The sequence below is a fragment of the Pseudomonas sp. S1(2024) genome (assembly GCF_046557535.1).
This window is the reverse complement of record NZ_JBKGFP010000091.1, coordinates 56,816-81,289: the sequence shown is the minus strand read 5'-3', so window position 1 is coordinate 81,289 and position 24,474 is coordinate 56,816. Positions and strand designations below refer to the sequence as shown.

The window sequence follows — 24,474 nt, the reverse complement described above, 5'->3', positions numbered from 1 at the left end:
CGATGGGCTGCGGAGCAGCCCCAATGGCCCTGTTTCCCCCTCACACGCCCAACACCCGCTCAGCCTCCGCCAACTGCTGCCCCCGCACCGTGGCCACCCGATGGTCTCGCGCCAGCAAGGCATAGATCGTCGGCAGCACGAACAATGTAAACAAGGTCCCCACCAGCATCCCGCACACGATCACCACCCCCAGGCCAAAGCGGCTGTTGGCCCCGGCGCCGCTGGCGAACAGCAGCGGCAGCACGCCGAAGGTCATCGCCGCCGTGGTCATCAGCACCGGCCGCAGGCGTATCTGCGCGGCGCGGACGATGGCGGTGGCACGGTCGAGGTTGTCACGCACCTGGATCTCGTTGGCGAACTCCACCATCAGGATGCCGTGCTTGCTGATCAGGCCGATCAGGGTCACCAGGCCGATCTGCGTGTAGATGTTCAGCGTGGCCCAGCCCAGCGCCAGCGGCAGCAGCGCACCGCAGATCGACAGCGGCACGGTCACCAGGATGATCAGCGGGTCCACCAGGCTTTCGTACTGCGCGGCCAGCACCAGGTAGATCACCACCAGGGCGGCGAGAAACGCCCACATCAGGGCAAAGCCCTCCTGCACGTACTGGCGCGACTCCGATTGCCAGTCATGGCTGAAGCCAGGTGGCAGTTCGGCGGCAAGCTGTTCGAGAAATGCCACGGCATTACCCATCGACACACCGGGCGCCGGGATCGCCTGCAGGGTACTGGCGTTCTGCTGGTCGAACTGCAGCAAGCGGTTGGGCGCCACTTCGATGTCCAGGTGCACCACCGTGGCCAGCGGCACCAGGGTGCCGTTTTCGGCGCGCACGTACTGGCGGTTCAGCGCTGCCGGCGTCAGGCGCTGGTCCTGGATGCTTTGCGGGATCACGTCGTAGGAGCGCCCGAACAGGGCGAAGCGGTTGAGGTACTGTTCACCCACCAGCACACCCAGCGACTCGCCGATGGCCTGCATGCTGATGCCCAGGCTGGCCGCCTTGGCGCGGTCGATGCGCACCTTGACCACCGGGTTGTTGTAGTCGAGGTCGCTGTCCACCACGCTGAACAGGCCGCTGTCGCGGGCGCGCTGCTTGATCATTTCCATGGTCTGGTACAGCTCGGGGTAGTCCTGTGCGCTGCGCAACACCATCTGCACCGGCAAGCCACCGCTGGAACCCGGCAGCGAGGCCACCTGGAAGGCGAAGATGCTGCTGCCCTCGATGTCCGCCACGGCCTGCTGCAACTGCGCCTGCACCTGCGCGGCGGAACGCTCGCGGGCCTGCCAGGCGCTGAGGTTGATGCCGCCGAAACTGGCGGCCGGGCCGTCGGTGCCGTTGATGATCCAGGTGTCGGTGGTTTCGGCGAGGGACTTCATCACCTGGTCCAGCTTCAGGGCAAAGCGCTCCACATAATCCAGGCTGGCATGCTGCGGCGACTTGATGGCCGTCAGCACCGCCGCCTGGTCCTCGGGCGGGGCCAGTTCGCGCTGCGGCAGCAGGTACAGCCAAGGCAGGCTCAGGCACACCACAAGCGCCACACCACCACTGATCCAGCGATGCGACAGGGTGTAGGCGAGTACTCGCCCATAGGCCCCGGTCAGCATGCCGAACAGGCGGTCGGCCATGTTGGCCATGGCGCCATGCTGCTGGCCGGGTTGCAACAACAGCGAACTCATCACCGGCGACAGGGTGAGCGCGACGATGCCGGACACGATCACCGCCCCAGCCAGGGTCAGGGCAAACTCACGGAACAGCGTGCCGGTCAGCCCGCCCATCAAGCCGATCGGCGCGTATACGGCGGCCAGGGTCAGGGTCATGGCGATCACCGGCCCGGCGATTTCCCGCGCCCCGGCCAGCGCCGCGGCAATCGGCGACTTGCCCTCTTCGATATGACGGTGCACGTTCTCCACCACCACGATGGCATCGTCCACCACCAGGCCGATGGCCAGCACCATCGCCAGCAAGGTCAGCAGGTTCAGGCTGAAGCCGAACAGCAGCATCAGGCCCGCCGCACCGAGCATCGACAGCGGGATGGCCACCACCGCGATCACCACGCTACGCAGCGAACCCAGGCACAGCCAGATGACCAGCACCACGATCACCATGGCCTCCACCAGCGTGCGCAGCACCTCGTCGATCGAGGCGTCGATGAAGCGTGCGGTTTCGTAGGCCAGCGCCACCTCCACCCCGGGTGGCAGGGTCTGGCGGATCTGCGGCAGCAGCTGGCGAATACCCTCGACGATCACCAGCGGGTTGCCGGTCGGGGTGGGGAACAGCCCCAGGTGCACGGCGGGCTTGCCGTCCATGGTGGCGCTGGTCTGGGTGGCCGCCGCGCTCAGCTCGACGGTGCCGACATCGCGCAGGCGCACCAGGTCGGTGCCATCGTTGCGGATGATCAGCTCGCGGAAGTCCTCGACCCGGGTCAGGTCGGTGTCCACCTGGATATCGGCCAGCACGTACTGCCCACGCACCTGCCCCGGCGTCGCCTGGTAGTTGTTGGCACGCACCGCCTGTGCCACGTCGGCAGCCGTCACCCCGCGCCCGGCCATCTGTTCGCTGTCCAGCCAAAGGCGCATGGCCAGGCGCTGCCCGCCGAACGACTGCACCTTGGCCACACCGTCGATGCCGGAGAACTGCGGTTCCACCACCCGCGACAGGTAATCGCTCAGTTCGGGTATCGACAAGGTTTCGCTGGCAAAGCCCACGTAGGCCACCGCCGTGGAGTCACCTGCCGACAGCTCCACCACCGGGTCGTAGGCCTTTTCCGGCAGGCGATAGCGCACCTGGTTGACCTTGGCCATGGTCTCGGCAAGCGCCTGGGTCGAATCGCGGTTGAGCACCATGCGCAAGGTGATCAGGCTGCGCCCCTGCTGCGACGACGAGGACAGGTAGTCGATGCCTTCGACCGACGACACCGCCTGGGTGATCGGCTGGGTCACGAAGCCTTGCATCAGCTCGGCAGAGGCGCCCGGGTACTCGGTGCTGATGGTGATGGTGGAAGTTTCCAGCAGCGGGTACTGGCGGATCGGCAGCTTGCCCATGGCAAACAGCCCCAACAGGATGATCAGGCTGCTGACCACCAGCGCCAGCACCGGGCGGCGGACAAAGAGGTCGGTGAACTTCACGATTGCCGCCCTCCCTGGCTGGCCTGCAGGCTGTCCTGAGCCACTGGCTCGACCGGCATGCCGTCGCTCAGTTTCAACTGGCCGGAAACCACCACCTGGTCACCGGGTGCCAGGCCTGAGGTGATCTCCACCCGCCCCTGCCAGCGCTCACCGGTAGTCACCCGCACCCGGCTGACCCGGGTGCCCTGTTCAGGGTCCCGGGTAGCGACGAACACCGTCTGCCCGTAGGCGGTGTAGGTGATCGCGGTTTCCGGCACGGCCAGCACGCTTGACGGCTGCGCGGCATCCAGGCGCACGCCGGCGTACATACCCGGCTGCAACTTCCCGCCCGGGTTCGGCAAGGCCGCCTGCACCTGCACCAGGCGCGCCTTGCTCACCACCGGGTCCACCGCGACCACCCGGGCCTGGAAGTCCTGCCCGCGCACCGCATCCACCGTCAGCGCCAGCAGTTGCCCCACGTGCACTTCGGGGGCGGCTTGTTCGCCCAGGGAAAAATTGACGTGCAGCTGGCTGATGTCGGCCAGGCTGGCGATGGTCTCACCGGCGCTCAGGTACTGGCCCTGATGCACCCGGCGAATGCCGAGCTTGCCGGCAAACGGCGCGCGAATTGCCTTCTGCGCGATCAGCGCCTCGACATGCTGCAGCTCACCGCTGGCCACGTCCACGGCGGTGGCCGCATTGTCGAGCAGCTCCTGTGACACGGCGTTCACCGCGCGCAGCTTGCGGCTGCGCTGCAGCACCACTTCGGCATTGCGCAGCCTGGCGCGCAACTGCACGCGCTGGGCCTGCTCCGGGGCATCGTTCAGCTGTACCAGCAATTGCCCTGCACTCACCAATTGCCCCGACTCGAAGGCGATGCGGGTGATGCGCCCCGCCGTCTCGGCCGCCACCTGTACCTGGTTGACCGCCTCCAGCTCCCCCGAAGCAAAGTTCTGCCGTGCCAGGTGCACTTGCTCGGCCGTGGCCAGCGCCACCTTGGTCGCCGGCCATGCCGCCGCAGCCGGCGGCGCCGAGCCACTTCCGACCAATGCATAGGCAGCGGCCAGCAAACCTGCAACAGCGCCAGCCCAGGCCAGTAACGTCCTTTTGTTCATGCAGTGCTCCGATCATCAGGGAAAGCGGTTGCGGGGAAGGTCGGGCAGGACTATAAGAGCTCGAGTTAACTTGAGGTCAACAGGCATGGCAGCGGACAACACACGGATGCTAACGGTAGGGGAAGTGGCCAAACGCAGCGGCGTGGCGGTTTCTGCGCTGCACTTCTACGAGACCAAGGGGCTGATCGCCAGCGTCCGTACGGCGGGTAACCAGCGCCGCTATCCTTCACTGGTTCTGCGCACGCTGGCCATCATCAAGGTGGCGCAGCGCACGGGTATTCCGCTTGACGAGATAAAGCAGGCCTTCAGCCGCTATGCGCCCAACAGCAAGCTCACGGCAGCGCAATGGGGCGAGATGTCGACCGCCTGGCGCGAGGACCTGAACGCCCGCATCCGCACCCTGGAAGCGTTGCGCGACAGCCTGGACAACTGCATTGGTTGTGGCTGCCTGTCGCTGGAAGATTGCCCACTGCGCAACCCCGAGGATGTGCTGGGCAAGGAAGGTACCGGGCCGCGGATTCTGGAGAAAAAGGCCCGATAGCCCGTCACCGGGTTTATCCACGCATCGCGTACCCTGTAGGAGCGGCCTTGTGTCGCGAAAGGGCTGCAGAGCAGCCCCAGCAATTTATGCATTTCGGCTGAGGTCCTGGGGCTGCTCCGCAGCCCGTTCGCGACACAAGGCCGCTCCTACAAGGGACCGCCTGCCCCATAAAGTTCAGTCGCCTTTGCCCAACACATACCGGTCGAAATGCTCGATGTGCTCGTCCAGGTTGTCCTCGAGCATCATCCGGTACTGCTCGCAGAAATACTTCAACAACTCCTCCCGCGCGGCAGCCAGTTCCGCACTGGTCTTGAAACTGCGGGCGCTCATCCAGGCATTGAAGCGCGAGGCGCCGAAGGTCAGTGAGGCGCTGACCTTGCCCAGGTCTTCGATTTTCTCGATCTGCTGGTTCGCCAGTTCGATATGCGCATCCGCGCGGTCATAAAAAGCCTGATCTGTAGCTTGTGTCATTGCGGTTTACCTTGCTGCAGCATTCAAGTTGAGTACCCGCGAAAAATTGTACCCCGTACGCGTGAACCTGTATTGAGCCGCACAGTCTTAGCCGAGCCCTTAATTCGGCCTTGCCGCCGCCATTCACCAGAGCCATTCACCCCATGCGCCACGCAGTCCGTCGCTCCCCCTTTGTCTCGCTCTGCCTCATTCCTTTTTTCCACCTGTTCGCCAACCCCGCCCATGCCAGCGGGGAAAGGCAACTGGTGGCAGCCATCAACGACTATCGCACCCAGCCACAACGCTGCGAGCGGCGCATTATCCGGGGCTCGACGCCGCTGGTGCTGAAGCCGAAACTGGCGTTGCCGGTCGGCTACGGCGGGGCATTGCGGGAAGGATTGAAGGCTGCGGGGTATCAGGCGGTGAAGGTGCGGGCCATCCGTCTGGTCGGCGCACAAGATGCCGAGGAGGCCTTCGACATGCTGCGCAGCGACTACTGCACGGCCCTGCTCGATAGCCAATATGCCGATATCGGCGTCAGTCGCTCACGCAACGAGTGGCGGGTGCTGCTGGCTCGGCCCCTGCTCGATGCCCAGCTCGGCGATGGGCGATCGGCAAGCAAAGCGTTGCTGGCACAGGTGAACGCTGCACGGGCGAAACCACGCCTGTGTGGTCGCAAGCGCTTTGCCGCTGCACGCCCGCTAACCTGGAACACCGCCCTGGGAACGGCGGCGCAGCGACACAGCCGGGCGATGGCCAACGATAATTTCTTCGCGCACCGCGACCTCGACGGTGATCTTCCCGCGGATCGGGCATGGGATGCCGGCTACCGTGGGCGGCAGATCGGCGAGAACATTGCCGCAGGCCAAGGCTCGCCGAGCAAGGCGATGGCAGGCTGGCTGGCCAGCCCCGGGCATTGCGCCAACCTGATGAACCCGATGTTTACCCAGGTGGGTGCGGCCTTTGCCGAGAACTCGCGTAGCGATAACGGCGTGTACTGGACGATGCTGTTCGGCGCGCCTTGACTGACTCAGGCTGCAGACCCCGAACGAGCCGCCGTTCAGACTTGCAGGCCACCCCGCGGCCAGCCGCAGACGCCGGGGCTGGCCTGACGGATGCCCTACAGCACTTCGAACAGCCCTGCCGCGCCCATCCCGCCGCCAACACACATGGTCACCACCACGTACTTCACCCCGCGCCGCCTGCCCTCCAGAAGCGCATGCCCGACCATCCGTGCACCGCTCATGCCGTAGGGGTGGCCGATGGCAATGGCACCGCCATTGACGTTCAGCTTCGCAGGGTCTATCTGCAAACGCTGGGCACAGTACAGTACCTGGCAGGCGAACGCTTCGTTCAGCTCCCACAGACCGATGTCGTCCACGTTCAGGCCGTGCTGGTGCAGCAACCTGGGCACCGCCAGCACCGGGCCAATACCCATTTCCTCAGGAGCCAGACCGGCCACGGCGATACCACGATACAACCCCAGCGGCGCCTTGCCCGACCTTGCGGCCAGTGCGCCTTCCATCAGCACGCAGGCACTGGCGCCATCAGACAGCTGGCTGGCATTGCCGGCCGTCACGCAGCCGCCTTCGACAACTGGCTTCAGCCCTTGCAGGTCTGCCAGGGTGGTCGCCGGCCGGTTTCCTTCGTCCTGGCTGAGGCAGACTTCCTCATGGCTCACCGCACCGGACAGCTTGTCGACAACCTTCCTGCGTGCCGAGACGGGCACGATTTCATCGGCAAACAACCCCGCCGCCTGCGCCGCTGCAGTGCGTTGCTGCGACTGCAAGGCGTAGGCGTCCTGCGCTTCCCGGCTGATGCCATAGCGGCGGGCGACAAACTCGGCGGTTTGCAGCATCGGCATGTAGGCGTGTTCGCTCATTCGCAGCACGGCAGGGTCATAGGCCTCGCTGGCCAGCTGGTTGTGCACCTGCTGGACCAGGCTGATCTGCTCCTGGCCGGCGCCGATGGTCACCTGCATACCATCGACAATGATCTGCTTGGCCGCTGTAGCGATGGCCATCAGGCCCGACGCACACTGGCGGTCGAGGGTCTGCCCGCTGACCGATTGCGGCAAGCCGGCAGCCAGCGCCGACAGTCGGCCAGGGTTGATCGCGGCGGTACCACTCTGCATGGCGGTACCCAGCACCAGATCCTCCACCTGCGCCGGCTCGATACCAGCCCGCTCGACGGCTGCCCGAATGGCGACGGCAGTCATGCTGGGGGTTTTCAGGTCGTTGAAGGCGCCACGCATGGCTTTGCCGATGGGTGTGCGGGCAGTGGCTACGATCACGGCGTCTTTCATGGTCGAAATTCCTCGGGGAGTAAAGGCTGCAGTTCGCTCAACACCTGCCGCAAGCGGGCAGGCACCGGGACCGGGCGTCGGCCCTGCCGGTCGACGAATACATGGACGAAGCGTCCGGTGGCGCAAGCCAGGGATTGGCCCTGGATGAATACGGCCAACTGGTACTGCACCGAGGTGTTGCCCAGCCGGCTTACCGCCAGGCCCACCTCGATGCCCTGCGGAAACGCTACAGGCGACTGGTAGTCGCAGGCCGAACTGACCACCAGCGCAATCACCGCGCCATGGTGGATATCCAGTCCGCCCTGCTCGATCAGCAGGCGGTTCACGGCGCTGTCGAAAAAGCCGTAATAGACCACGTTGTTCACGTGCCCGTAGGCGTCATTGTCATGCCAGCGGGTGGCGATTGGTGTGTAGTGCCGGTAGTAGTCACGTTGCCGATGCACGCTCATCAGTAGGCAGCCTCGTAGATGGCCAGTGCATCGGCCTGGGTGACTTCACGCGGGTTGTTGACCAGCAGGCGCTGCTGTTGCATGGCATCTTCTGCCAGTTGCGGCAGGCGATGGCGCGGAACATCGGCATCACGCAGCCGCCCAGGCAAACCGCAGCGGGCGCCCAGCGCGGCCAGTTCCTCGACGAACTGATCAGCCTGCCGGTACAGGTCGCCAGGCTGCAACCGTGCGCCCAACAGGGGCACCGCCAGCTGGGCATAGTCCGTCACCGTCACGGGCAGGTTGAAACGCAGCACATGCGGCAACACCAATGCATTGGACAGGCCATGGGGAATGTGGAAGTGCCCACCCAACGGGTAAGCCAGCGCGTGCACCGCCGCCACCGGGGCATTGGCAAACGCCTGGCCGGCCAGGCAGGCGCCCAGCAGCATGGCCTGACGCGCATCCAGATTGCCGCCATTGTGCACGGCCTGATCCAGGTTTTCCGCCAGCAGCCGCAGCGCCTCGCGCGCCAGCAGGCTCGACAGCGGGTTGCGCTTGAGACGGCTGGTATAGGCTTCGATGGCATGCACCATGGCATCGATACCGGTTGCGGCGGTTACCGCCGGGGGCAGGCCGAGCGTGCAGACGGCATCGAGTACCGCCAGGTCCGGCAGCAGCAGCGGCGAGACGATGCCCATCTTGCTGGTGGTGCCGGTGGTGACGATGGCGATCGGCGTCACCTCCGAACCGGTGCCGGCCGTGGTCGGCACCTGGATCAACGGCAGGCGTCGGCCCTTGGCCTTGTCCATGCCATAGAGTTCGGCAAGCGGCTGGTTGCAGTCGCGGTGGGCCAGCAGCGCGACCAGCTTGGCAACATCCATCGAACTGCCGCCGCCAAAGCCCACCACCAGGTCGGCACCGATATGCCGGGCCCGCTGGGTAGCTGCCAGTACACAAGCTTCGCTGGGGTCGGCGGTAACCTCGCTGAAGATCCCCACGCCGACCTTGGCCGTCGTGAATCCCGGTAGCAGATCATCGAGCATGCCCAGGCGGGCGATACCGGGGTCACTGACGATCAGCACGCGCCGTGCGCCACGCTCGCGGCACAGAGTGGCAAGGCGCTGCACCGCGCCTGCTTCGCAGAGGATCTGCCCGGTAGTGGCAAAGCTGAAAGGCTGCATCTGGCTCTCCTTGTCGTCGTTGGCCCTGCGTCAGAAGGCGAAGTCACTCGCAGGCAGTGCCATGAGGCAATGTGCACCGCCCAGCAGGGCTTCGCGGTGCGCGGTGGCGCGGGGCAGGACGCGTCGCCAGTAGAACTGCGCCGCGTGCAGCTTGGCCCGGTAGAAATCCGTTTCGGCACTGCCGCCAGCCAGCGCCGTCTCGGCGCGCACGGCTGCCTGCAGCCAAAACGCTGCGAGCAGCACATAGGCCGAGTAGGCCAGGAAGTCCACCGAGACCGCGCCCATTTCCTGAGGGTCACGCTGGCAAGCCTCGACTACATGGCCTGCCAGCACACGCCATTCCTCCAGGCGCTGCCCGACCGCTGTCGCCATGGCATGCAGACCACCACCGACACCAGCCGCCTCGACATGCAGGGCCAGTTCATCGACCAGCAAGTTCAGCTCGGCCCCGCCGTCGCCCAGCAGCTTGCGGCGCACCAGGTCGAGAGCCTGGATGCCGTTGGTGCCTTCATAGAGCTGGGTGATGCGGCTGTCGCGCATCAACTGCTCCATGCCCCACTCGCGGATATAGCCGTGTCCGCCATATAGCTGCACGCCAAGGCTGGCGACCTCCTGCCCGACATCGGTGAAAAACGCCTTGACGATCGGGATCAGCAGTGCCGCCCGCCGGGTTGCGCCCTTGCGTGCCTGATCGCTAGGCGCTGCGTGCTCCAGGTCGAGCTGCCGGGCGGTATAGATGGCCAGCATTCGGCAGCCCTCGGTAAGGGTTTTCTGGGTCAGCAGCATACGTCGCACATCCGGGTGGACGATGATCGGATCGGCCGGCCTGTCCGCCGCCGCCGGGCCGGTCAGCGCGCGCGATTGCAAGCGCTCGCGTGCATAGGCCAGCCCCCCCTGGAAGGCCGCTTCGGCAATGCCCAGCCCCTGCAGGCCGACTTGGAAACGGGCGTCGTTCATCATGGTAAACATGCACGCCAGGCCTTGGTTGGCCTCGCCTACCAGCCATCCCTGGGCACCGTCGAAATTCATCACGCAAGTCGAGGCGCCCTTGATGCCCATCTTGTGCTCCAGCGCGCCACAGCCCAACGCGTTGCGTTCGCCGCCCGGCAGCAGCTTGGGCACCAGGAACAGGCTGATGCCCCGCACCCCGGCCGGCGCATCGGGCAGGCGTGCAAGTACCAGATGAACGATATTGTCGGTCAGGTCCTGTTCGCCGCCACTGATGAAGATCTTGCTGCCTGTGATGCGATAGGAACCGTCGACCTGCGGCTGGGCGCGGGTGCGCAGCAAGGCCAGGTCGGTGCCGGCCTGCGGCTCGGTGAGGCACATGGTGCCGGCCCACTCGCCACTGACCATGCGCGCCAGATAGGACTGCTGCAGCGCCGGGCTGCCATGGCGATGCAGGGCCAGCACGGCACCTTCGGTGAGGCCGGAGTAGATGCGGAACGACAACGACGCGGCCATCAGCATTTCGTGGAAGCTGGCCGAGGCCATTTGCGGCAGGCCCTGCCCGCCGTAAGCCTGCGGCCCGGTCATGCTGGCCCAGCCGTGGGCCACGTATTGCCGGTAGGCGTCGCGGAAACCATCGGGCGTGATGACCTCCCCCTCAGCCAACTGGCAGCCCTGCTCGTCACTGTTGCGGTTGAGCGGAGCGACTACCTCGCCGGTAAAGCGCGCGGCCTCTTCCAGTATGCCGTCGAGTGTGTCGCGGTCCAGTTCGATACCCAGCTGCTGACAATGGGCGGCAACGTCGAACAGTTCGTGCAGCACGAAGCGCATGTCGCGCAAGGGAGCCTGGTAGTTCATGCCTGAACCTCCGCCAGCTGCTCGAAACGCTTGCCGTTTGCCACCAGCGTGCAGAGCAGAGCGGCCGGGCGCCAGTGCTCGCCCAGTACGCTTTGCAGGTATTCCAGCCGAGCCAGGACGAATGCTGCACCCTGGTCATCGGCCCAGCGCATCGGGCCACCTGTGGCCGCAGGGAAGCCATAGCCGTTGAGCCACACCCGGTCGATGTCGGCGCTGCTGGCAGCGATGCCTTCCTGCAGAATCTTCGCGCCCTCGTTGACCAGCGCCAGCAGGCAGCGCTCGACGATTTCCTCGGCGCTGATGCCCCGGCGTCGGTAACCCAGGTCGTTGGAAATCTTGAGCACCAGGGCGTCGACCTCGGGGTCATGCTCGGCCTGGCGGCTGCCAGGTGCATAACGGTAATAGCCCTTCCCTGTCTTCTGACCCAGCCGGCCCAGATCACACAGCGCATTATCCACTTGCACCAGCGGATCGTGCATGCCCTGCCTGGCCAGCTGGCGGGCACGCCATTCCAGGTCGATACCGACCACGTCGTACATGCGGAACGGGCCCATGGCAAAACCGAACTGTTGCAGCACCGCATCCACCTGGTGCGGCAGCGCGCCTTCGAGCAGCAACTTGCGCGCTTCGGCCACATAACTGCGCAGCATGCGGTTGCCGATGAAACCGGGGCAGTTGCCGGCCACTACCGCCACCTTGCCCAGGCGCTCGCCCAGCGCCAGGGCGGTATGGAGCACCGCCTGGCCGGTGTGCGCGCCGCGCACTATCTCAAGCAGCTTCATGACATGCGCGGGGCTGAAGAAATGCAGGCCCAGTACGTGCGACGGTCGCCGGGTCACCGCCGCGATCGCGTCGATGTCCAGCGCCGAGGTATTGCTGGCCAGGATCGCCTCCGGTTTGAGGTGCTGGTCCAGGGCCCGGAAGATTTCCTGTTTGAGTTCAAGGCTTTCATACACTGCCTCGATCACCAGATCGGCCTGGGCCAGCGCGGCGTAGCCATCCACCGCCTGCACTCGCGCCAGGCAGGCTTCAGCCTCGGCCTGGGTGACACGCTGCTTCTCCACCTGCTGGGTCCAGGCCTGGCTGACCATGCTCAGGCCAGCGTCCAGGGCTGATGCGTTGCTGTCGAGCCACAGCACCGACAGCCCGGCACTGGCGAGGCTGATGACAATGCCGCGGCCCATGGTACCTGCGCCTATCACGGCCACCTGGTTGATCGGAAAGGGGGTATTCACGCGCAACGCTCCTGCTTGTTGTAGGTATGAGGACAGGCATCACCCTAAGCAGGCCGCAGGTATTTTTGAAATTTCAATTTCGTATGCCATATATTCTGCCCATGAATATTTCCAACTTCGATCTGAACCTGCTGCGGGTCTTCGACATGTTGCTGCGCGAGCAGAACGTCTCACGGGCGGCTGAACGCCTGGCCCTGACCCAGCCCACTGTCAGCAACGCTCTGGCGCGGTTGCGCGACCAGCTGGGCGACCCGCTGCTGGTTCGTGTGGGCCGGCGCATGCGCCCTACGCCACGGGCGTTGGCGCTGGAAGGGCCGATTCGAGCGGCGCTGCAACAAATCGAGCAGACCCTGGCCACTGGCGATGCCTTCGAGCCACAGCGCAGCCACCGTCAGCTGCGCATCGCCCTCACCGACTTCGTCGAACAGTTGTGCATGCCACCGCTGCTGGCACGCCTGCAGGTACTGGCCCCGCACTTGCGCATCGATGTGGTGCACCTGGCTCCCAACCTGCCGGCCGACGCGCTGGACCGCGGCGACCTCGACCTGGTGCTGGGGCGCTTCGATGAGGTGCCGGCACGTTTCAGCCGCCGCCCCTGGAGGCGTGAAACCCTGCAAGTCGCGCTGCGCCAGAAGCATCCGCAACTGGCGCCGGACCAGGCACTGGATCTTCAGGCGTTTCTTGGTTTGCGGCACATCTGGGTACACGGTGGCCAGACCCGCGGCATGGTCGACCAATGGCTGGCCGAACAAGGCCTGACCCGGAAAATTGCCTACACCACCCCCAACTACCTTCAAGCAGCGCATCTGGCCGCCGCCACCGAGATGTGCGTGGTGCTGCCGCGGCAACTTGCGCAGCAGTTCGCCAAGTTGCTGCCCTTGGCGGTGCACGAACTGCCCTTCGCCCTGGAGCCGTTCGAGCTGGAACTGGTGTACCTGACCCATCGTCGGCACGACCCCGCCCTGGCCTGGCTGGTGGAGCAGATCATGGAGCTTCCGCCTGCCTGAGGCCATCAGCAAATGCGATGGCAACCATGCCGCTCTGGTATTGGCTGGTGCCCGAACCCGTCCCCTACAGTGGTCCGCCACCATAACAACAAGGACACACCATGCGCTTCCCACTGTCGATGCTGGCGCTCGCCCTGCTGGCGCCCCTCCCGAGCCTGGCCACTACGGCGGCAAAGGATGCCACCCCGGCCACCCAGGCCAGCAACCAGCAATGGCTGCAACGCCTGCCTTTCGATGACCACGGGGATTTCGAAGCGGCCCGGCGCGGGCTGCTTGAACGCTTCGACGGGCCGGTCGCGACCGCCGATGGCAAGACTGTGTGGGACCTGGGCCAGTATCGTTTTCTCGACCCGACGCAGGCCCCGGCCACGGTAAACCCGAGCCTGTGGCGCATCGCCCAGCTGAACACCATCGCCGGCCTGTTCAAGGTCACCGAAGGCATCTACCAGGTCCGCGGCCTGGACTTGGCCAACATGACCATCGTTGAAGGCCAGGACGGGCTGATCGTGCTCGATCCGCTGCTGGCCGTCGAAACCGCCAGGGCCGGCCTCGAACTGTATTTTCGGCACCGCCCGCGCAAACCGGTGACCACGCTGATCTACACCCACCCGCACATCGACCATTTCGGCGGCGCGCGCGGGGTGATCGACGAGGCGGACGTAAAGGCCGGCAAGGTCCAGGTCATTGCACCCGAAGGCTTCTTCGAGCATGCCATCGGCGAAAACGTGCTGGCCGGCCCGGCCATGAAGCGCCGCGCCCAGTACATGTACGGTGCCCCGCTGCCCCGCGGGCCACGCGGCCAGGTGGATGCCGGTCTGGGCAAAGGGGTGCCGGCCAACGCCACCGTCAGCCTGATAGCGCCGACGCTGGAAATCAGCCAGCCGCTGCAACGCATGACCCTCAGCGGCGTGGAGGTAGAGTTCCAGTTGACCCCTGGCACCGAAGCGCCAGCGGAGATGAACATCTACTTCCCTGGGCTCAAGGCTCTGTGCATGGCCGAGAACGCCACCCACGTGCAGCACAATGTGCTGACCCTGCGCGGTGCGCTGGTACGCGACCCGAAAGTCTGGGCGCACTACCTGGACCAATCGCTGTTGCGTTACGGCGACCAGGCCGAGGTAGTGTTCGCCCAGCATCACTGGCCGACCTGGGGCGGGCCGGCAATCCGCGAGTACCTGGCCGACCAGCGCGACATGTATGCCTTCATCGATAGCCAGACCTTGCGCCTGATCAACCAGGGCCAGACACCAATGGAAATCGCCCAGAGCCTGGCCAACCTCCCGCCGCGCCTGGCCAGCAAGTGGTACAGCCGCGACTACTATGGCTCGCTCAGCCATAACGTACGTGCGGTCTACCAACGCTACATGGGCTTTTACGATGGCAACCCGGCCAACCTCGACCCACTGCCGCCGCAAGCTGCCGGCAAGCGCTACGTGGCGGCAATGGGTGGCGCCGATCAGGTGCTGGCCCAGGCACGCCAAGCCTTTGCCGAAGGTGACTACCGCTGGGTCGCGCAGCTGGTGAACCATCTGGTATTCGCCGAACCGGGCAATACCGCAGCGCGCGAACTGCAGGCCGATGCGCTGGAACAGCTGGGTTACCAGAGCGAGAACGCTACCTGGCGCAACGCCTACCTCAGCGGCGCCCAGGAGCTGCGCGGCGGAATAGCCGCCGCCACCGGCAGTGGCGGCAATGCCGACGACATGGTGCGGGCACTGACCCCAAGCCTGTTCTTCGATTACCTTGGGGTACGGGTGGATGCCTTCAAGGCGGCGGAGAGCGACCTGAGCATCAACTGGCGCTTCACCGACCTGGGTGAAGACTACGCGCTGACCCTGCGCAACGGCGTGCTCACCCATCGCGACCTGGCTCGTCACGCCCAGGCCGATGTGCAGGTGAGCATGAGCAAACAGACATTGGACCGCATTGCCCTGAAGCAGACCGGGTTCCTAAAGGAGGCCACGCTGGGTGAGATTTCCATCGAAGGTGAGCGGGTGAAGTTTCTGCGTTTCATGGGCGGCCTGGAGAACGCCGATTCCCGCTTCAACATCGTGACCCCTTGAGCGCCGGCATCTTCGCCGGCAAGCCCGCTCTCACAGGTACCGCAATGGCGTCTGGATTCACATCGTATCTGTGGGAGGGGTTTCAGCCCCCGTTCGCCAACCGGTACAACCCTGCCAGCGCCATCAGGCACACCGCGCTGCCCAGTGCCATTACCGGCAGAATCGCAGGCTGACCGCGCTCGGCCCGCAACATCGCCAGCCCCTCGCTGTAGCGCCGCCCCTGGCGGGTCAACAGCGCCAGCGTTGCGAAGCCGACCACTGCGGCCAGCGCCAGGTCGCCCTGGCGCAAAGCCAACCCCGCGACCGCCACCAGCGCCAACCAGGTACGCCGCCAAGACAGTTCGGTACGTTCGGCCTGCAAGCCCGGATCAGGCATACCAGCGCGGCCACAACACGACAGCGGCCATCAACGCCGCGATCAGGCAACCCAGTGCCAACAGCGGCACCAGCGCCGGCAGCGGCAATGGCCGGCGCTGACGCAAGGCACGCTCCACCCGCAGCCAGCGCAGGCAGGCGCCGGCGCTCAGCAACATGCTCAGCAACATCAGGCTGCCGACAAGCCAGAGCCGAAGCGGCGCCTGCAGGGCCTGGCCGGCAAAGGTCTCAATGGCAATGCCACCTCCCAGCAACGCCAGCGCGGTACGGATCCAGGCCAGGAACGTGCGCTCGTTGGCCAAGGTGAAGCGAGGGTCGGGCGCCTCGCCCTGCCCCATCAGACGCCGAGCCCAGTCCGGCCGTGGTTCAAACGCGTCCATCAGCGCACGCCAAAGCTGCGCAGGGCGCCGGGAGAAAAATACGAAAGGCTGGTGCGAACATTGAAGTCGAACGGGCGACGTTGCTCGTTGATCAGCCCCGACGCATGGTAGCGGCCACTCTTGAGGTCATAGGTGACTTCCATTGCGTTGACCGCCACCTCGCCGCCCGGGTGGTAGAAGCTGTGGGCCTGTGATGTACGCCACAGATGGCCGTCAGCATCGTAGCTGTCGGTTTCGAGAATGGCCCAGGTGTCTTCGTCCACATAGAAGCGTCGCTTGGCATAGATGTGCTGTGCGCCGGGCTTCAGCGTCGCCTCCACCACCCACACCCGGTGCAGCTCGTAGCGTGTAGGTGCCGGATTGACATGACCAGGCCTGATCAGCTCGGCATAGCGCAGCTCGGGCGATGCCAGGCGGTAGCTGTTGTACGGCACGTGCAGGGCCTGCTTGCCCAGCAGCTTCCACTGGTAACGGTCGGGGGCGCCATTGAACATGTCGCGGCTGTCGGCAGTACGCAGGCCTGCGGTGCCAGGCCCCGTGGTGTCGTAGGCGATGTTCGGCGCGCGCCGCACACGCCGCTGACTGGCACTGTAGACCCAGGACAAGCGGGGCTCGGCTACCTGGTCAAGGGTTTCGTGAACCACCATGGCATCACCGGCAAGCCGTGATGGTGCCGTCATGCGGTAGGTGAAGTAATACAGCACATTGCTTGCACCCAGCCCACCCAGGCCTTCCGGGCGGGCTACATCCTGGCGCGCGCTCATCAGCACGAAGCGGCCGTTCTTGAACGGTGTGACGCTGTCGGACATCTGAATGTAACTGGCATTGCGGTGCCGGGTCAGATGGTTCCAGATCACTTCCAGCCCGTTGTCCGGCCGGGGAAACGCAATCACTCCATTGAACCCGCGCAGGCCGTTGCCCTGGTCATCCAGCTGCGCCTGCGCTGCATTGCGGGCGGCCGAGGCGGCGACGCCGGCAGGTACCGCGACACTGCGATGCGTGGGGTAGACCGGCAGCTCGAAGGTGTGCGGGAAGCGCTTGAGCAAGGCTACCTGGCCGTCGGAAAGCTGGCCCTCGTAACGCCGATAGTTGGCCGCCGTGATCCGGTACAGCGGCTGCTCGGCGGCATACGGATCCAGCGGCGTGCCGTTGTCACCCAGGCGCTGCTGGGCGACGCTCAACCCGCCTTGCCAGGCCGGGATACGGCCGTCCGGGCTGGCCGCGCGTTCGGCGCCCACAGGGGTGAGGTTGTCTGGCAGGCCTGTCGCAGCCAGCGCGCCGCTGGCCCAGAACAGGCCGATCATCACCATTCGCATATTCATCATCATGCCCTCAGAAGGTGACGCCCAGGCTCAGCGAGACAAAGTCCCGGTCACCACGGGTGCCATAGTCGCCATCGATAAAGTCGGTATACGACAGGCTCAGGCTGTAGGTGCTGGCAAGCGTCGCATCCAGCCCGACGCTCATGGCCTTGGAGCCTTCGCTGAAAGCCGAGCCTTCCACCGGGCCTGTACCGTGCACATCGTGCGACCAGGACAGGTTCGGCCGCAGGTCGAAGCCGGCGATCACGTTGGGGTAGGTCAAGGTCGCGCGTAACCGGTAGCCCCAGGAGAACGGGGTCATGAAGCCTTGGTCGTTGCAGTGCTCTGGCGTCTTGGAAATCGCCCGGCATACGCTGTTGTCCGCCAGCTCGCCACTGTTGAAGGTACCCGAGCGGCCGTAACGCGGGCCTGCGCCGCCCTCCAGCCCGCCGACGTAGGTGGCCCCGGCCTCGCCCACCAGCAGCATCTGGTTGGCCCCCAGCACCTGGCTGAAGGCATGTACGGCGGTCACCTGAAGCTGGGTCACCTCCTTGCGCCGGTAGCCGTCGAACAGGGTGCTGGCGCTTTCTGGCCGCAGCCCGTCGCCCAGCAAAGGCGAACGCCCCTCGACGTTGAGCAGCGACTGGATGATGTCGGTACCGTTGAGTTGCATGGGCATATTCGGCCGGTAACTCAGCTCACCCTGCAGGGCCGTACCGCTGCGCAGGGTGGTGGCGAACGACAACCCGTACATGCGGATGTCCTCGGGGTACTGCACACGGTACTGGGAGGTACCCAGGCGCAATGCACCGACCAGCGACTGACCGGCAGCGGAGCCGAGGAACCCGGCGCAGCCGGCCGGGCCGATGCCCAGGTTGGCGCACAGCTGCGGGGCGAAGCGGTTGTTGTCGAAATAAGGGCTGCTGACCGTCCCCAGATAAGGCGTGCGGCTGTGATAGTTGGCTGCGTAGGCACCGAACTCGGTGTCCAGCGCCGCCACGTACCTGCGCAACGAAACACCCCACTGCCCGCCGTCGCGGGCATCCTGGTCACTGCCCCGGGGTATGCGCACGCCTTCGCTGGTCAGGTTCACGCCAAACGGTGCAAGGCCGGCGACGGCAGCCGGGTTGCCAAGCAACCTGGCCCCCACATCCAAGCCATCGCAACCATCGGGCAGGAAGTCGTTGTTGGAGAAGAACGTGCCACAGTTGTCGAGCTGGGTCTGGTCCCAGTCCAACTGGTAGAAGCCATCGACCGACAACGCCTCGGTCAGGTTCTGCGTGAAGTAGAACAGGTTCACCGGCACCAGTGCGTCCTTCACCTCGGAACCTGGGCGGCGCAGCGCCGCCAGGTTGAAGGGATTGATGACGTTCAGCCCGCCCTGGATGAAGGTGCTCTCGCCCCAGTTCACTACCTGCTTGCCCAGCCTTGCCGAGCCTGGCTGGCCATCGATGTCGTAGAGGTAGTAGCCAAAGGCGTCGAGCAGCTGGGTACCTGCGGTCTTGGCCGAGCGCTTGCGGTTGTTGTCCTCGACCTGCTTGAAGCGCTGGTCATGGTCGCGCAGCGCCGTGTCGTACCAGTAGGTGCCACGCAGGAACACACCCAGGTTGGCATGTTTGAGCTCCAGATCATGGGTACCTTTGAACACTGCCGAAAATACATCCCCCGAGGCAAAGTTCAGGCGGCCGTCATCACTGTTTGCACTATTGTGCAAAGCCGGGTCCGGGTTGGCAGTGGAAATGCTGGTGCCAAACGAAAACGCTGAATCAAACTGTCCTTCAAACTCTCCCAGATTAAATTGAACAGCCAGGGCAGGCACAGAAAAAAGTGCAGACGACGCAAGCAGCGACAACGGTCCCGAAAGACCAGAAGCACGAAATGCCATCACTCTTAACCTCTTATTGTGTTTATTCGAGAGTGAGTTGCGAGTTAGCGCCGAAACACGGCGCAAAGGCTTGTGTAAAAGGGGCTGGGTAAATAAGTGAAAGTTTCTGTTATCCTCGAGCCGGTGTTCCCCGATACTAAGTAGGCCACTAGAGCTGAACAAATAACGTCTCTCGATAGTTGCCATACCACTTCGGCATAGCCTGAGAATTGCCATGACTTTGAAACAGCTGCGTTACCTGATTGCCATTGTCGAAGCCGGCAGCTTCTCCAACGCCGCGCGCCACGCGTTCATTGCCCAGCCAGCATTGAGCCGTCAGATAGGACTGCTGGAAAGCGAGCTGGAAATGCAGTTGCTGGCGCGCCAGCATGACGGCATCGAGCTGACCGATGCAGGGCGCCAGCTGTACGAAGTGGCACGCTCGGTGATACAGAAGCTTGATTCGGTGAAGGACGAACTCAAGTCCAGCCGCGGCAACCCCAAGGGCCACGTGGCCATCTCGATTCCGGCCACGGCTTCGGCGCTGTTGTTGCCAGCCATCATCACCCAGGCGCAGGCGCGCTTTCCTGGTATCAAGCTCACCGTATGGGACGGCCTTAGCCGCGAAGGCGGCCAGGCGATCGAGCTGGGCAAGGTGGATTTCGGTGTGGTGCCAAATGCGGAGGAGCTGGCGCACATTGTCGCCGAGCCCGTGTTCTCCGAAGACCTGTACTGGGTCGGCCTGCCTGCGCATGGTCCGGACGATTCACCGATCACCCTGGCCGAGGCCGCGTCGAGCCGGCTGGTAATGCCGCCGCGCAGCCTGCACCTGCGCAGGCGCATCGAGCAGGCGGCCATGGAAACCGGCGTGGCCCTGGATTCAAGCTATGAACAGCAGTCTGCACCCGGCATAGCCAGCCTGGTACGCGCCGGCCTGGCGGCGACCATCAGCAACTGGCCGCCATTGCTGGACCTGGCCGCCCCGGCCAGCGCGCGGCTGATCGTGGAGCCGCGCATCACCCGTACCATTACCCTGGCCCATTCGCAACACAAGCCATTGTCGTTCGCCGCCGCCTGCATGCGCGACCTGGTGCGCGGGCTGCTCGTGGAGGCGGTGCGCAGCGAGCGCTGGAAAGGCACCCTGATCGAGCGTGCCCCCCTCCCCCAGCAGAGCCTCTGAACGCAGCGCAGGTCAGGCCCGGGCCAGCGCAGTCGTGCCCACCTGCTGCAGCCGTTGGCGGGTTTTCTGAGGGTCCATCCACACCAGCCCGGTCAACCCGGCAATGACCAGCACCGCCCCGCATACCAGGAAGCCCTGGCCATACCCTGCCGGGTGGTCGGCTCCGGCGCCCTGCACCAGAAACCCCGTGACTACGGGTGCCGCCAGCCCGGCCAGCGAAGCGATACCATTGCCGATAGCCAGGATGCCGCCACGCTGCCCGCTGGGCGTGAACTCCGCCAGCATGGCTGGCCCCACCGAGTACATGACCAGCGCCAGCCCGCCACTGAAAGTCAGGCTGATGATTCGCTCGACATTCCCCAGGCCCGGCAGGAACAATGCCGCCGACAACAACCCGCTGGCAATCAGGCACAGGGACACGAAGGCTCCGCGCGACCAGCGTGTCGCCACCCCGGCGCGCATCATGCGCTGCGACAGCCAGGCCATGAACAGGCTCAGCGGCGTGGTCACCACCACGAAAAGCACGAACACCCGACCGGTCATGATCGGGTCGATGCCCAACCCGGTTTCCAGATAACTCGGCACCCACGTCAAGGTCAGGGCCAGCGACCAATTGGCGGCGAAGTGGCACAGGTAATTGCCCAGCACGGTGCGGTCGCCGAGCAGACGGCGGTAGGCGATGTGCGCCTGTTCTTCCCTGGGCTGGCCGGGGCGGATGCGGTCAAGAGTACCCTCGCGCCCCAATGCCCACCACAGCACGCACCATACCGCGCCGATCAAAGCCAGCACGATGAAGTTCATGCGCCAGCCATAGTGCACGCTGATCCATGGAATCATTGCGCCTGCCACCAGCAGCCCAAGTGCACTACCGGTATGCAACAGCGCCACCGGCAGGTTGCGCCGGTCGTTGGGGAACCACTTGTACAAGGCATGGGTTGCCACCGGTGACGCCGGCCCTTCGCCGATGCCCAGCAGCACCCGGCAAGCGACAATCGCCCACAGGGAGGTGACGAACAGCATGGGCAACTGGATCAGCGCCCAGAACGCGCCCATGCCCAACAGCAGGGTGCGGGTCGGCCGGCGGTTGGCCATGAAGCCACCGACCACTGCAGAGATGGCGAAGAACCAGTGCAACGCGCCACCCACCAGGCCGAACTCGGCCGGGGACAAACCCAGTTCCCTGGACATGGGTACCGCTACAAGGCCGATGACCACCTTGTCCAGGAAGTTCACCAGCATAAGCAGTGCCAGCAGTACCGCAATCATCCAGGCCGTGCCTGCACGCGCGCGGGGGTCAGTATGAGTCATGTCGATCTCTCTTATTGTTCTTGTGGGAGAGCCCGGCCACTCGAGGCCGGGCGTGCAGTTTCACTGCTCGGGCATGAGCACGCCCTTGGCAATGGTGTTGCGCTGGATTTCGCTGGTCCCGGTAAGAATGCGCATCATACGGGTCGCACGGAAGATCCACTCCACCGGGTTGCCCCGCAACAGCCCGGCCCCCCCATGAATCTGCACCGCGCGGTCGGCGATACGGAAGGCCGTTTCCGATACGAACAGCTTGCACATCGGCGCCTGGGTGCGGATATCGCCACCGGCGTCATTCACCGCGGCAGTGGCATAGACCATGCTGCGTGCCGCATGCAGTTCGGTGGCCATGTCGGCGATCATGTGATTGATCGACTGGAACATCGCGATCGGCTGGCCAAACTGCTTGCGCGTGCGGGCGTAATCGACCGACAGGTTCAGCGCCAGGCCCGCCAGGCCCAGCATGGTTGGGCAATGCAGCAGACGATTGAGCGTGATGCGCCCCATTGCCAGCTTGAAGCCCTGCCCCTCCTCGCCAATGCGGTTGGCCACCGGCACTCGTACCTCATCGAGAAGGATGTCGCCATGGGCGCCGCCGCCGGACATGACCGAGTAATCGCTTTCCACCCGCACGCCCGGCGCATCCAGCTCGACAAAGAACGCCGAGATCCCCTGGGCGCCACGCCCGGGGCCGGTGACCGCGAGCAGTACCGCGATGTCGGCATAAGGCGCCCCGGAAATGTAGCGCTTGGCCCCGCTCAGCACGTAGTGCTCGCCGTCGCGCCGAGCGGTAGTCCTGATCGCCGTGGCATCGGACCCGGCTTCACTTTCGGTCAGCGCGAAGCACACGGCCTTTTCGGCTCGGCACACCGGCTGCAGGAATGCCTCGATCTGGGCCGGGCTGGCCACCTTGAACAGGTGGCCGACACGCGGCGGCCCGGAAAGCTCGCCGAGAATGTGCGGCGCCAGCATAGAGCCCGTCAGCACCGTGGCCTCCTTCACCGCACACAGGTCGGACACGCTCAATCCTGCCCCACCAATCGTTTCGGGCAGCATGATGTTGTAGAAACCCTGCTCGCAGGAGCGTTGCCACACCTGCTGCAGCACCTCACGCGGGTGCGGTTCGGCCCAGCTGAGGCCGGCGCGTTGTTCCAGGGGCAGGATTTCGTTGCGAACGAAGCCGCCGATGGCCTCGATGATCTGTTTGGCCTTTTCGCTTGGCTGGTACATGGCAATTCCTCAGGTCAGATGCGGCGTTCGCTGTTTTGCCAGTAGGCGTCTCGAATCAGGCGGCGCACCACTTTGCCGTTGGGGTTCTTCGGCAGCTCGCTGACGAAGTCCACCCCACGCGGTTTCTTGAACCCGGCAAGAGCCTGGGCGCAATGCTCGATCACCTCGTGCTCCTGCAACTGCATGCCAGGCTTGAGCACGATCACTGCCCGCACCGCTTCGCCCCACTGCTCGTCGGGCACGCCCACCACGGCAGCCTCGAACACTTGCGGCAGGCTGTAGAGCACCTGCTCGACTTCGCTGGGGTAGATGTTGAAGCCACCGGAAATGATCATTTCCTTCTTGCGGTCGACGATGAACACGTAGCCCTGCTGGTCCACCGTGGCCAGGTCGCCGGTGAGGTAGTAGCCATCACGCATAACCTCGGCGGTGAGATGCGGTGCGCGCCAGTAGCCCTGCATGATGTCCGGTCCCTTGACCACGATCTCGCCCACCTCGCCTGGCTGGACATCGCGGAAATCGTCGTTCACCACACGCAGGTCGGTCTCGAAGTAGCATCGTCCGCACGAGGCCAGCCGGCGGTAGTCGCCGCCTTCACACAGGTGGTCCTGCTCGGTCAGCACCGTCACCAGCGAGCAGGTTTCGCCAGCGCCGTAGCCCTGGGCCAGGATCGGCCCGAACACTTCGATAGCCCGCTTGACCAGCGCTGGCGCCATTGGCGCTGCGCCATACATCACCAGGCGCAGGCTGCTCAGGTCATAGCGCTCGACCCCGGGGAAATTGACCAGACGGTTGATCATGGCCGGCACCAGGAACAACCGGGTCACGCCCTCGCGCTGGATGGTCTCGAGCAGCAACTGGTCATCGTAGCGCTCCAGCAAAAGGCTGCAGGCACCCACCGCCAGCAGCGGCATCAGCTGCATGCCGCTGGCATGGGTGATGGGGCCGACATGGGCCATGATGTCGCCTGGGCCGGCACGCCGGGTGGGGCTGGCGATGCTCTTGCGGATCAGCGCCTTGCGGTTGCCGACGCTGAGCATTGCTGCCTTGAGCACACCGGAGCTGCCCGAGGTGTAGTGCAATACGGCCAGTGCATCGTCAGGCAGATCGCAACTGACCGGCTGGCTGCTGCCTTGGGCCAGCAGTGCGCCGTAGCCGATATCGCCGCCCTGCTCGCCAAGGGTAACGATCAGGCGTAGCGCAGGCACCTCCTGCCTACGCGCCAGCAAGGCCTCGGCAGCTTGCGGGTCGGCGATCAGCGCGACGCTGCAGGCGTCATTCAGTACCTGGATCACTTCATCCAGCGCCAGGCGTGCATTGACCGGGACCTTGACCAGGCCGGCCTTGTAGAAAGCCACCTCAGCCTCCACCAGCTCGACCCGGTTGGGAGCCAGGATCGCGACATGTTCGCCGCTGGCGATGCCATGGGCCAACAAGGCCGAGGCCAACTGATTGGTCCGCTGCTCAAGCTGCGCGAAGGTGAGGCGGGTGTGGCGGTCGATCACCGCCAAGCGCTCAGGCCAGTATCTTGCACTTCGACTGGTTAGGGTTGCGAGGTTCACGTTGTTGTTCTCGTCGCGGTTAAGACCCGGTCGATGCTAAACA

At 64.9% G+C, this 24,474-nt stretch carries 20 protein-coding genes; 5 read left to right on the top strand and 15 right to left on the bottom strand.

Going from position 1 to position 24,474, the window contains the following annotated elements; all coding sequences use genetic code 11:
- Positions 1 to 40 precede the first annotated feature (40 nt).
- Entirely contained in the window at positions 41 to 3,121 is a 3,081-nt protein-coding gene (locus tag ACLCGK_RS25355) for a MexW/MexI family multidrug efflux RND transporter permease subunit (protein WP_410953214.1), read from the bottom strand.
- Positions 3,118 to 4,215 (bottom strand): efflux RND transporter periplasmic adaptor subunit, encoded by a 1,098-nt coding sequence (locus ACLCGK_RS25350; RefSeq protein WP_410953213.1) that lies wholly within the window; start codon positions 4,213 to 4,215, stop codon positions 3,118 to 3,120. Before ACLCGK_RS25350 ends, ACLCGK_RS25355 begins: the two co-directional genes overlap by 4 nt.
- Positions 4,216 to 4,300: 85 nt before the next feature.
- On the opposite strand from ACLCGK_RS25350, the gene soxR reads away from it, so the two are divergent.
- Positions 4,301 to 4,756, top strand: coding sequence for a redox-sensitive transcriptional activator SoxR (gene soxR, locus ACLCGK_RS25345; RefSeq protein WP_039614512.1), 456 nt, complete (start codon positions 4,301 to 4,303; stop codon positions 4,754 to 4,756).
- 174 nt (positions 4,757 to 4,930) lie between these two features.
- On the opposite strand, the gene ACLCGK_RS25340 is transcribed toward soxR, so the two are convergent.
- Complete coding sequence (locus ACLCGK_RS25340) at positions 4,931 to 5,227, bottom strand: DUF3144 domain-containing protein (protein WP_015269483.1); 297 nt, start codon at positions 5,225 to 5,227, stop codon at positions 4,931 to 4,933.
- Positions 5,228 to 5,370: 143 nt separating this feature from the next.
- Here ACLCGK_RS25340 and ACLCGK_RS25335 point away from each other — a divergent pair, with 143 nt between their 5' ends.
- Positions 5,371 to 6,231 carry a CAP domain-containing protein gene (locus ACLCGK_RS25335; RefSeq protein WP_410953212.1) on the top strand — a complete coding sequence of 287 codons (861 nt, stop codon included), beginning with the start codon at positions 5,371 to 5,373 and terminating at the stop codon, positions 6,229 to 6,231.
- A 95-nt stretch (positions 6,232 to 6,326) separates the two neighbouring features.
- Here the strand turns inward: ACLCGK_RS25335 and ACLCGK_RS25330 are convergent, their stop codons facing one another.
- The 5 genes from ACLCGK_RS25330 to ACLCGK_RS25310 are packed head-to-tail and all read right to left on the bottom strand — an operon-like array spanning position 6,327 to position 12,164.
- On the bottom strand, positions 6,327 to 7,511 hold the full coding sequence (locus ACLCGK_RS25330; RefSeq protein ID WP_023663031.1) for an acetyl-CoA C-acyltransferase: 1,185 nt from the start codon (positions 7,509 to 7,511) through the stop codon (positions 6,327 to 6,329).
- On the bottom strand, positions 7,508 to 7,960 hold the full coding sequence (locus ACLCGK_RS25325; protein WP_003260181.1) for an acyl-CoA thioesterase: 453 nt from the start codon (positions 7,958 to 7,960) through the stop codon (positions 7,508 to 7,510). Before ACLCGK_RS25325 ends, ACLCGK_RS25330 begins: the two co-directional genes overlap by 4 nt.
- Positions 7,960 to 9,123, bottom strand: a complete 1,164-nt coding sequence (locus ACLCGK_RS25320) for an iron-containing alcohol dehydrogenase (RefSeq protein WP_410953211.1) — start codon at positions 9,121 to 9,123, stop codon at positions 7,960 to 7,962. The genes ACLCGK_RS25325 and ACLCGK_RS25320 overlap by 1 nt, the downstream gene beginning before the upstream one ends.
- Positions 9,124 to 9,153: 30 nt before the next feature.
- Positions 9,154 to 10,929, bottom strand: coding sequence for an acyl-CoA dehydrogenase C-terminal domain-containing protein (locus ACLCGK_RS25315; RefSeq protein WP_410953210.1), 1,776 nt, complete (start codon positions 10,927 to 10,929; stop codon positions 9,154 to 9,156).
- Positions 10,926 to 12,164 (bottom strand): 3-hydroxyacyl-CoA dehydrogenase NAD-binding domain-containing protein, encoded by a 1,239-nt coding sequence (locus ACLCGK_RS25310; RefSeq protein ID WP_410953209.1) that lies wholly within the window; start codon positions 12,162 to 12,164, stop codon positions 10,926 to 10,928. The genes ACLCGK_RS25315 and ACLCGK_RS25310 overlap by 4 nt, the downstream gene beginning before the upstream one ends.
- 83 nt (positions 12,165 to 12,247) lie before the next feature.
- On the opposite strand from ACLCGK_RS25310, the gene ACLCGK_RS25305 reads away from it, so the two are divergent.
- Positions 12,248 to 13,171 (top strand): LysR family transcriptional regulator, encoded by a 924-nt coding sequence (locus ACLCGK_RS25305; RefSeq protein ID WP_410953208.1) that lies wholly within the window; start codon positions 12,248 to 12,250, stop codon positions 13,169 to 13,171.
- Between the two features lie 101 nt (positions 13,172 to 13,272).
- Positions 13,273 to 15,234, top strand: a complete 1,962-nt coding sequence (locus ACLCGK_RS25300; protein WP_023663035.1) for an alkyl/aryl-sulfatase — start codon at positions 13,273 to 13,275, stop codon at positions 15,232 to 15,234.
- 82 nt (positions 15,235 to 15,316) lie between these two features.
- Here ACLCGK_RS25300 and ACLCGK_RS25295 read toward each other — a convergent pair whose 3' ends face one another.
- From ACLCGK_RS25295 to ACLCGK_RS25280, 4 genes are read right to left on the bottom strand one after another with little or no spacing between them, the layout of a single operon-like run.
- On the bottom strand, positions 15,317 to 15,610 hold the full coding sequence (locus ACLCGK_RS25295; RefSeq protein WP_410953207.1) for a DUF202 domain-containing protein: 294 nt from the start codon (positions 15,608 to 15,610) through the stop codon (positions 15,317 to 15,319).
- Positions 15,603 to 15,989, bottom strand: coding sequence for a YidH family protein (locus ACLCGK_RS25290; RefSeq protein ID WP_410953206.1), 387 nt, complete (start codon positions 15,987 to 15,989; stop codon positions 15,603 to 15,605). The genes ACLCGK_RS25295 and ACLCGK_RS25290 overlap by 8 nt, the downstream gene beginning before the upstream one ends.
- The gene (locus ACLCGK_RS25285; RefSeq protein WP_410953215.1) at positions 15,989 to 17,299 is read right to left on the bottom strand and encodes a DUF1329 domain-containing protein; all 1,311 of its coding nucleotides are present in this window, start codon (positions 17,297 to 17,299) and stop codon (positions 15,989 to 15,991) included. Before ACLCGK_RS25285 ends, ACLCGK_RS25290 begins: the two co-directional genes overlap by 1 nt.
- Before the next feature lie 22 nt (positions 17,300 to 17,321).
- Positions 17,322 to 19,175, bottom strand: a complete 1,854-nt coding sequence (locus ACLCGK_RS25280) for a DUF1302 domain-containing protein (RefSeq protein WP_410953205.1) — start codon at positions 19,173 to 19,175, stop codon at positions 17,322 to 17,324.
- 214 nt (positions 19,176 to 19,389) lie between these two features.
- Here ACLCGK_RS25280 and ACLCGK_RS25275 point away from each other — a divergent pair, with 214 nt between their 5' ends.
- Positions 19,390 to 20,334 carry a LysR family transcriptional regulator gene (locus tag ACLCGK_RS25275; protein ID WP_410953204.1) on the top strand — a complete coding sequence of 315 codons (945 nt, stop codon included), beginning with the start codon at positions 19,390 to 19,392 and terminating at the stop codon, positions 20,332 to 20,334.
- 12 nt (positions 20,335 to 20,346) lie between these two features.
- Here ACLCGK_RS25275 and ACLCGK_RS25270 read toward each other — a convergent pair whose 3' ends face one another.
- The 3 genes from ACLCGK_RS25270 to ACLCGK_RS25260 all read right to left on the bottom strand — a co-directional run bounded on the left by ACLCGK_RS25270 (position 20,347) and on the right by ACLCGK_RS25260 (position 24,431).
- The gene (locus ACLCGK_RS25270; protein WP_100413407.1) at positions 20,347 to 21,600 is read right to left on the bottom strand and encodes an MFS transporter; all 1,254 of its coding nucleotides are present in this window, start codon (positions 21,598 to 21,600) and stop codon (positions 20,347 to 20,349) included.
- Between the two features lie 102 nt (positions 21,601 to 21,702).
- Positions 21,703 to 22,869 carry an acyl-CoA dehydrogenase family protein gene (locus ACLCGK_RS25265; RefSeq protein WP_023663063.1) on the bottom strand — a complete coding sequence of 389 codons (1,167 nt, stop codon included), beginning with the start codon at positions 22,867 to 22,869 and terminating at the stop codon, positions 21,703 to 21,705.
- A 14-nt stretch (positions 22,870 to 22,883) separates the two neighbouring features.
- Positions 22,884 to 24,431, bottom strand: a complete 1,548-nt coding sequence (locus ACLCGK_RS25260; RefSeq protein WP_031325722.1) for an AMP-binding protein — start codon at positions 24,429 to 24,431, stop codon at positions 22,884 to 22,886.
- Positions 24,432 to 24,474 lie beyond the last annotated feature (43 nt).